Annotated in this window: 6 protein-coding genes; 1 reads left to right on the plus strand and 5 read right to left on the minus strand. The window is 62.1% G+C overall.

The features are described from left to right. Nucleotides 1-283: carboxymuconolactone decarboxylase family protein (locus tag AKL29_RS46035; protein WP_430648906.1), on the plus strand; the 283-nt coding region annotated here is incomplete at its 5' end. Between the two features lie 841 nt (nucleotides 284-1,124). Here AKL29_RS46035 and AKL29_RS34910 read toward each other — a convergent pair. The 5 genes from AKL29_RS34910 to AKL29_RS34930 all read right to left on the minus strand — a co-directional run. After that, nucleotides 1,125-1,583: a DUF3788 domain-containing protein gene (locus AKL29_RS34910; protein WP_050387281.1), complete on the minus strand. Its 459-nt coding sequence runs from the start codon at nucleotides 1,581-1,583 to the stop codon at nucleotides 1,125-1,127. 58 nt (nucleotides 1,584-1,641) lie between these two features. Continuing rightward, nucleotides 1,642-2,595, minus strand: a complete 954-nt coding sequence (gene egtD / locus AKL29_RS34915) for an L-histidine N(alpha)-methyltransferase (protein WP_050387282.1) — start codon at nucleotides 2,593-2,595, stop codon at nucleotides 1,642-1,644. Nucleotides 2,596-2,688: 93 nt separating this feature from the next. After that, nucleotides 2,689-3,108 carry a cupin domain-containing protein gene (locus AKL29_RS34920; protein ID WP_050387283.1) on the minus strand — a complete coding sequence of 140 codons (420 nt, stop codon included), beginning with the start codon at nucleotides 3,106-3,108 and terminating at the stop codon, nucleotides 2,689-2,691. A gap of 89 nt (nucleotides 3,109-3,197) precedes the next feature. Further along, complete coding sequence (locus tag AKL29_RS34925; protein ID WP_050387284.1) at nucleotides 3,198-4,634, minus strand: MFS transporter; 1,437 nt, start codon at nucleotides 4,632-4,634, stop codon at nucleotides 3,198-3,200. Nucleotides 4,635-4,903: 269 nt separating this feature from the next. Then, the coding region (locus tag AKL29_RS34930; RefSeq protein WP_152977885.1) for a zinc-binding dehydrogenase at nucleotides 4,904-5,202 on the minus strand (299 nt) is incomplete at its 5' end.

A 5,202-nucleotide genomic window follows, 5' to 3' on the forward strand; every position in this document is an offset into this window, starting at 1 on the left:
TCATATGGCCAAGCTGCCGGCCAATGAAATCATTCTCGCTCGGATGGGCCATGCCAGCGACCCGAAGCGGGACGCCGCGATCCAGTTTGCGCGCAAGGTCATCACGACCCGCGGCAAGGTCAGCAACGCCGATCTGAAGGCCGTCCGCGATGCCGGCTACACGGATGCGAACGTCATCGAGATTGTCGCGCTGGTGGCCATGTACTCCCTGACGAACTTTTTCAATAACGTGTTCGATCCCGAGAAGGACTTTCCTGCCGTTGCGCCGGCTGGCTCTATCTGAACACTATCCGGTCGCATCGACGAAGTCTGAGGGGCTCAGAGCCTCCATGTAAGTGAGCTTGACGCCAGAGCCCGGAAGCACCCAGGTAACGTTTCTTGGGAACGCGTCCGGGCCTTTGGTAGGTGCACCGACCGATATCGCCGACGCTATCCGCTTTTTTCGACTCTGCACCGCTCATTACCAGCGAGGTCCCGCACGTCGACGGTAGACAAAGTGCTCGCCACCGAGCTGAACCTGCCGCTGATCGTGGATCAGCAAGAAAGCGATGCTTGATCATCCAATTTCATGCGCCAGCCGGCGTAATTCCTCGATCACTACAGCGAGCTCGCCGACGAACCACACCGGATCGACATCACGGTCAGCGGCTGACGTGGCCATGGGCGATCTCGGATCGACGTTCGGCTAAGTCGCCCTCTTCAACAAACGCGCCGGCAAATCGTGAGGACAAGCAGCCGCGCGACCGTTACACAACCGGATCAGCTCGGCTGCTCGGTCCATCGACGAAAGGCTCGCCGGCGCACCGGGCCGATCGGCGCGAAGACCGCCGCCATTCTTCGCCAAGGCGGCCACGAAGCGATCGCAAGCGTCGCGCAAAGCTGTGGCGTCAACACACAGTCACCGGAGAAGGGCTCAAGGAAGCCATGGCCGGCGCGCGGGTGGTAATCGACGTCAACAATGCGGCGTCATTCGATACCACAATGTCGAAGCTCTCGGATGAAACACTCAAGGGATCGATCTAGGCCGCCAGGTTGCCCGCGAGGACGAGGACGTCGCGCCGCTGCACAAGAAGGCGCTCGCAGCGCGCCGATCTGATCTGGGAGACCACCACGGCGCGGGCGTCTCAACGGCCCGACCGTGGAAAACGACGCTTCATACTTAAAAGCTCCGTCACGTCATGTCGATCGGCTGCGGATGAGATAGCAACTCTCAGCCATTTTCCATCAAGATATGTTTGCGCTTCATCGTAAAGCTTGACCAGCTGCGTGCGCCACTCGTAGCGCCGCGCCTCAAACTTCTCTCGCTCTGCTGTCCCCAAGACCACCTCGACCGAAAGCTTCCTGTATTCCGGCAGAAAAGTGCAGAAAGCCTTGGATCTCTTGTAACGCAGGGACCAGCCGCGCTTCTGTCCACGATAGAGCCAATCCGGCGCGAAAACGCCGGGGTAGTGTTCCTCGATCCAGTTCCGCAGTTCGGCCCAATGCTCGAACGCCTTCGGCCCGATCCAGTCGCGGACCGTGGTGTCATCGGGCGATGCTGATTTGTCGGTGATCCTGTCGCCAATTTGGGGGGACTGCTCCATGCCGCTTCCTTTACACCACTCTTTTTCGGGAAACTTGGTGGGCCGCACGATCGGCCCCTCAGTAGCGAATGAGTCCGAACAGGCCGAATAGCCTGTCCGCATCCTGCCAAGCCTCGGCAACCCTCCATCCGCCGGAGCGGGCGAGCTGCTCAAAGCTCTCCGCAGTATATTTTCGGGAGCTCTCAGTGTGGATGGTTTCCGACGTTCTGAAATTGAACGTCCGCCCACAGATTGTAACGCGCTGATCGCATAAGCTGACCAGGTGCATCTCTACGGCCTTGTCGATTTCGTTCCAGCGCGCCGCGTGCTCGAACTGCTCCAAACGAAAGTCGCCGCCCAGTTCGGTGTTGATCCGCTCAAGGAGGTTGAGGTTAAAAGCGGCCGTCACGCCCGCGCTGTCGTCGTAAGCACGGAGAAGCATATCTACGCTTTTCTGAAGGTCGACACCGATGGTGGCGCGTCCGTCGTCGCCCAGGTGTCGCCCCATCTGCGTAAGCAGGGTCTTCGCCTCGATCGCGTCCAGATTCCCCATCGTCGAGCCCGGAAAAAATCCAGTCCTGCCGCCATAGCAGCTGTCAAACGGGACTTCGAATACATCCAGGAAATTGCGCTCTACCGGGCGGACCCAGAGCGATGGGAAGCGCGAAGCGATCCTCTTCGACGTTTCTGCAAGGAAGGGGGCGGCGATATCGATCGGAACGTAGCCTCGTGGGTTACGCAACCCTGCCAGCACGAGCTCAGTCTTAACGCCAGCTCCCGCACCATATTCGATGAGGATCGCGCCAGACTCTACAAAATCGGCGATGTGACGCCCCCGCTCTCGCAAGATCGACGTTTCGGCTCGAGTCAGGTAATACTCATCCTGCCTCGTTATCTCTTCGAAAAGTGCAGATCCACGCTCGTCGTATAACCAACGGCTCGGCAATGTCTTCACATCAGCGGATAACCCGCCGACGACGTCTCGGGCGAATACATTTTCAACAGGATCGATGCTGTTAGTTACGTGAAGCATATTTTCCGCTTTCGGGGGCACGGCAGATGACGGTCGCGATAAGCTCGCGGCCGATATCATCACCGTGGATTGTTGCCTGGCGCAGCGAGTAGATTATTTGACGGGCGTCGTCAGCGGGTTGTCATTGGCATCGAGGACGAAGACGGCGAGCAGCTTTGCGGGGTCTGTCTTGCTCGCGTTGCGGCTGATCGAATGGGTCGCACCCGGCGGCTCCGACCAGCCCTCGCCTGTCCGATAGATGCGCGTCTCACCGTCGTTCACCCTCGATTCGATCGCGCCCGACATCACGTAGGCGTAGATGAAGGCCGACTTCGCATGGGTGTGGGGCAGAGAGGCCGCGCCCGGCGCATAATCGACCTCCACGGCGAGCAACGCCTTACCAGGGATATCGGGAATGGCCGCCTCAAATTTCTTTGTGACGATTTGCGCTTCGCCATCATTCGCGTGGATGGGGCGGGCCATCGAGAAGGCGAAGGCGGCGCAGGTGGCCGCGGTAATGGTTCGGATCTTCATGAGCTTTTTCCTTCTGCCCATAGGCGGTCTTCGTTCTTCATTGTTTCCTCCTGGACTTGCTCGCCAGCCGAATGCGGACACCAAACGGCTCAGTCTCGCGGGATGAAGTCAACGTGGGGCCCCGGCTCAATAACGAACACCGCGAGCGTGGCGAAAACGCTGGCGACCGCGGCGACCGCCATCGCCATGTGGAATCCTGAGAATAGCTGAGGACCGCCCTGCTGCAGGACGCCGCCGAGCAGGGCGATGGCGAAGAGCGAGCCGGCGCGCGAGACCGCACTGTTGACGCCCGACGCAGTTCCGGCGCGATCGGGTTCGACGGAGGTGAGGACGAGGGTCGTCAGCGGCGCGATCGCCAGGCTCATGCCCAGCGCCAGCAACAGGATGCCGGGGAAGATGTCCGCCCAATAGGTCGCGTTCGGACCGACTCGGAGCGCCATGGTGCATCCCAAGGCGACGACGGTGCCGCCGGCGAACAATGGCAGGCGCCGGCCGAACCGGCGGCAGAGCATACCCGCGAGCGGCGAGACGACGGTAATCAGCACCTGCAGGGGAATGAAGGCCAGGCCTGCCGCCAGCGTCGAGAGGTGCGCGCCCCGGATCATCACGAAGGGGATCAAGGTTAGCATGACCGTGAACGGCCCATAGAGGAGCGCGCTGAACAGGTTCGCGCCGACGACCGACCGCGCGGCGAAGAGGGACGGAGGCAGCATGGCGTTTTCGCCCAACCGCCGTTGGCTCACGATGAGGCCGGCGAAGCTGCCCAGACCGACGATCAGGGTAACGAGCACCCAAAGGTTCGGACCGGAACCGTTCGTCAGGCTGGTCAGCCCCGCGCCCAGGCCGCCGAGCCCGACAGTTGAAAGGACCGCCCCACCGACGTCGATCCGGGCGTCGCCGGTCGGGGCGTCCTTGGATATCCACGCGGCGCCGACGACCAGCGCGCCGGCGACGATGGGCAGGAGCATCAGAAAGGCGGTCCGCCAAGACCCGTGATCGAGGATCGCACCCGCGATCACGGGCGCGACGCCGCTGGCAACAGCCGCGGCGGCGGACCAGATCCCGACCGCACGCGCTTTCTTGTCGGCGGGAAAGGCCCGCCCGAGCACGGAAAGGCCGTTCGGCAGAATCACGGCTTCGCCCAAGCCTTGCAGGAAGCGGCCGACGATGAGCGGCGCGAAACTCGGCGCGAAACCAATCGCGGCCGCGCCCAAGCCGTAGAGAGCGATCCCCCCGAGGAAGATCCGCTTCTGTCCGAACCGGTCACCCAGAGCGCCGGCGACCAAGGTCAAGGCCGCGAGCGGCAGGAGCTCGGCGTTCATCACCCACTGCAGGTCGAGCGGCGACAGACGCATGTCTCGGCCAATCGCCGCGAGAGCGACCGTGACCACGGCGCTGCTGACGAACACGAGGCAGCCGCCCAGGCTTGACGCGGCGAGCACCTTGGTGCTGCCCTGCGCCCCGACGGCCTTCGGCTCGGACAGCGCCAGGCCGCGGTCGGCCAGAATCAGGGATGCGCTGCTCACGACCTAATCCCTCAGGTTAGGTTGCGCGATTAGCGGCGCGAACTCATTGGTCAGCAGCACGAAGCCGAGCCGCCGCGTCCGTTCGCGGATCACTCCTCGCAACATCATTGCAGCCAATCAGGGGACTGCGCTAGCCGACCTGTGAAAATCGGATGATCAAACGTCACATTCTTCCTCCTGATGAGGTGGCCGTGCTGCATGGCAGGATCTTCCGCGACGCGATGGTGACCCACGAAGAGGACAGGATCATTCGCCCTTCCCCGAGTTGGCTATGGACGAATGCGGATGATTGTCTTCCCGACGATCCGCGTGGTTGGATTGAAAGCCGCGACGGAATCTTCGAGGGTCGCTATGTTGCCGATGTTCGTCCGAAGTCGTCCGTCCCGCACCCGCTGGACGATCTCACCCAATTGGGCGCGATCTGACACGAGAACAAAGTCGATCGCCAGACCGTCGGCGGGCCGCGCCTCGGTCGGCCCGGCGATGGTCACCAGTGTTCCTCCGGGCCGGATCACGCCAGCAGAGCGCTTCGTGATGCCGCCGCCGATGACATCGAACACCAGATCGA

The sequence above is a fragment of the Bradyrhizobium pachyrhizi genome, from assembly GCF_001189245.1.
GTDB classification, from domain to species: domain Bacteria; phylum Pseudomonadota; class Alphaproteobacteria; order Rhizobiales; family Xanthobacteraceae; genus Bradyrhizobium; species Bradyrhizobium pachyrhizi.

Excerpts from the sequence above, each read along its gene's own strand:
- AKL29_RS34910 (WP_050387281.1), bottom strand. The coding sequence starts at position 1,583 with ATGGAGCAGTCCCCCCAAATTGGCGACAGGATCACCGACAAATCAGCA.
- egtD (WP_050387282.1), bottom strand. The coding sequence starts at position 2,595 with ATGCTTCACGTAACTAACAGCATCGATCCTGTTGAAAATGTATTCGCC.
- AKL29_RS34920 (WP_050387283.1), bottom strand. The coding sequence starts at position 3,108 with ATGAAGATCCGAACCATTACCGCGGCCACCTGCGCCGCCTTCGCCTTC.